Annotated in this window: 3 protein-coding genes; 1 reads left to right on the forward strand and 2 read right to left on the reverse strand. The window is 45.9% G+C overall.

The window, feature by feature from the left end; all coding sequences use genetic code 11:
• Positions 1 to 113 precede the first annotated feature (113 nt).
• Together CHX27_RS00355 and CHX27_RS00360 are read right to left on the reverse strand one after the other, a co-directional pair.
• On the reverse strand, positions 114 to 821 hold the full coding sequence (locus tag CHX27_RS00355) for a geranylgeranylglyceryl/heptaprenylglyceryl phosphate synthase (protein ID WP_094484808.1): 708 nt from the start codon (positions 819 to 821) through the stop codon (positions 114 to 116).
• Positions 818 to 1,447: a 4'-phosphopantetheinyl transferase family protein gene (locus tag CHX27_RS00360; RefSeq protein WP_094484809.1), complete on the reverse strand. Its 630-nt coding sequence runs from the start codon at positions 1,445 to 1,447 to the stop codon at positions 818 to 820. The genes CHX27_RS00355 and CHX27_RS00360 overlap by 4 nt, the downstream gene beginning before the upstream one ends.
• A gap of 125 nt (positions 1,448 to 1,572) precedes the next feature.
• Here CHX27_RS00360 and ahcY point away from each other — a divergent pair, with 125 nt between their 5' ends.
• Complete coding sequence (gene ahcY, locus CHX27_RS00365) at positions 1,573 to 2,889, forward strand: adenosylhomocysteinase (protein WP_094484810.1); 1,317 nt, start codon at positions 1,573 to 1,575, stop codon at positions 2,887 to 2,889.
• Positions 2,890 to 3,055 lie beyond the last annotated feature (166 nt).

A 3,055-nucleotide genomic window follows, 5' to 3' on the forward strand; every position in this document is an offset into this window, starting at 1 on the left:
GCGGAATAAAAAGATACAGCCGAAAGCCGGAAATGCTGCCCAAATCAAACCAAAACTTATTTGCAAACGACAAGGCAAACGCAGAAAACCTATTTGAAGAAGGCTTCTCGTGTTTAAAATTCCGAAAATTCCTTCTCAAAGGCTGTTCCCACAACCACCATCGTAGCACCCGCACGATACGCCGCTTCAAGTGCTGATTTACTGCGAATGCCGCCACCAACCACTAAGGGTAAATCGACCGTGTTGAAAACCTGTTCAATAACCGACTCCCGTACCGGCACAGCAGCTCCACTACCCGCTTCTAAATACAGCAACTTAAAGCCCAAAAGCTGCGCCGCAAAAGCCGTATCGACAATTAACTCGGAATTTTCTTGCGATAACGGCAACGTTTCCGAAACCCGCTGCACCGCACTCTCGTTTCCGCCGTCGAGCAGTAAATAAGCCGTTGCCAATACCTCGTACGGCGCCTGTCGCAAAACGGCGGCCGCTTGAACCTGCTGCCCGATTAAATACTCCGGATTGCGACCCGAAAGCAAACTCAAAAACAACAATCCGTCGGCGGCATCCGATAACTGATCGCTGCTGCCTGGAAATAAAACCACAGGCAAATGAGTACGGGCTTTCAAGGCACGAACAAGCGTATCGGTGGCTGGTCCACTACCGGTGCTTCCGCCCACTAAAAAGTGTGTCACGGGCAGCGACTCGATGCGCCGAAAAAAATCATTCAGTTCGGCAACGCCTTGCTTCTCCGGATCCAATAAAACGGCAAGTAATCGGGCGCCCGACTGCCTAGCGGCAAGCAATTGTTCTAAAATACTCATGAAATGTAGGTAGCAACTACCAGTTTGTAATCGGCAATCGATTCAAAATAAATCGTAAAACCTGTTTGTTGTCCGTTAAAATCGAGCATAGCCGTGGTTTCCTGATCGTCTAACGAAAATTTCGAAACGGCAATATGATGATTAAAGCTAATTCCAGGCTCGTTCACAACCTTGAAAATCGCTTCTTTCACACCCCAAATTACCGTGAGTTTGTCTAAGTAATCGGAGGACGTAGCGTCTAAAAACCAAGCTTCGTTTTTGGTAAACTTGTGCGCTATGCGTCCAACCACAGGTTTAACGTGTTCTATGTCGATTCCCACCGGAACCTCGGCCAAAGCAAGCGCCGAATATTGTGCCGAATGCGTAATCGATACCTGCACTCCGTCGGTTAACAGCGGTTTTCCCGTTTGGTGGTAATACAAATCGGAATCTGTATAACCATTTGCTTCCAGCAACTTACGAATAGATAAAAACCCTTTTTGGTGCACCTTTGATTTCATGCCTTCAAGCCGTTGTTGGCTCTTCTGCGTAAGCGCATGCACCGCCAAATCGGATACCGACTCGGTAATGTCCCAAACCGAAACGCGAATGTTCGACTTATAATTAAACGTACTGTATAGTGGCATTTGAAATCAATTCGTTATTTATCAATTGCTTACCGCAGTAAACAAGTCTTAAATTTTCACCAAATTCGACAATTTCCAAAGGATTATCGTACTTTTGCGCCGAAAATTATAGACAAAGATAAAAAATGAGTACTACTACTATGCCGTATGTTGCCTACAAAGTAAAGGATATTTCGCTTGCTGCTTGGGGCCGAAAGGAGATTGAGTTGGCGGAAGCTGAAATGCCTGGCTTGATGGCACTTCGCGAAGAATATAAAGATTCACAGCCGTTGAAAGGCGCGCGTATCGCAGGATGCTTGCACATGACTATTCAAACTGCTGTATTAATCGAAACCTTAATTGCACTCGGCGCCGAGGTTACTTGGTCGAGCTGTAACATCTTCTCAACACAAGATCAGGCTGCTGCGGCTATTGCTGCTGCCGGAATTCAAGTGTATGCTTGGAAAGGAATGGATGAGGAGTCGTTCGATTGGTGTATCGAGCAAACGCTTTTCTTCGGCGAAGAGCGCAAACCACTTAACATGATTCTCGACGATGGTGGCGATTTAACCAACATGGTATTTGATCGTTACCCAGAACTTATCACAGGAATCCGCGGTTTGAGCGAAGAAACTACAACGGGTGTTCACCGTTTGTACGAGCGCGTGAAGAATGGCACGTTACCAATGCCAGCAATTAACGTGAACGACTCGGTTACCAAGTCGAAATTCGATAACAAATACGGTTGTAAAGAATCGGCTGTAGATGCCGTTCGTCGTGCAACCGACATCATGTTAGCCGGTAAGCGTGTTGTAGTTTGTGGTTACGGCGACGTTGGAAAAGGTACTGCGGCTTCATTCCGTGGCGCTGGTTCTATCGTTACTGTTACCGAAATCGACCCAATTTGTGCGCTTCAAGCAGCAATGGACGGTTTCGAAGTAAAGAAATTAGATACCGTAATTAAAACTGCCGATATCGTAATTACTACAACTGGAAACAAAGACATCGTTGTGGCGCGCCACTTCGAAGCAATGAAAGATAAAACCATCGTTTGTAACATCGGTCACTTCGACAACGAAATCGACATGGCTTGGTTAAACGAAAATTACGGGCATACGAAAGACGAAATCAAGCCTCAGGTTGATCGTTATAACATCAACGGTCGCGACATCATCATCTTGGCCGAAGGACGTTTAGTTAACTTAGGTTGCGCTACAGGTCACCCAAGTTTTGTGATGAGTAACTCGTTTACCAACCAAACTTTGGCACAAATCGAGTTGTGGAACCACGCCGATCGTTACGAAAACAACGTGTACATGCTTCCAAAGCACCTCGACGAAAAAGTAGCAGCTTTGCACTTAGAGAAGTTGGGCGTGGAGTTAGAAACACTTAACGAAGAGCAAGCGGCTTACATTGGGGTTACACCTCAAGGACCGTTTAAACCAGAATACTACCGTTACTAGTTCGCTAGATAACCCAATTTATAAAGCCGTTTCAAAAACTGAAGCGGCTTTTTTTATTACAATGATTTCAAGTGTTTGGGCGCGCCGGCAAACGAGTCGTCGCTTCGCAAAAATTGTGCAGGCCGTCACGTGTTCCGTTCTATCTTTTTTGCATACAAATAGTGGA

It is taken from the genome of Flavobacterium aurantiibacter (genome assembly GCF_002251775.1).
Taxonomy (GTDB): domain Bacteria; phylum Bacteroidota; class Bacteroidia; order Flavobacteriales; family Flavobacteriaceae; genus Flavobacterium; species Flavobacterium aurantiibacter.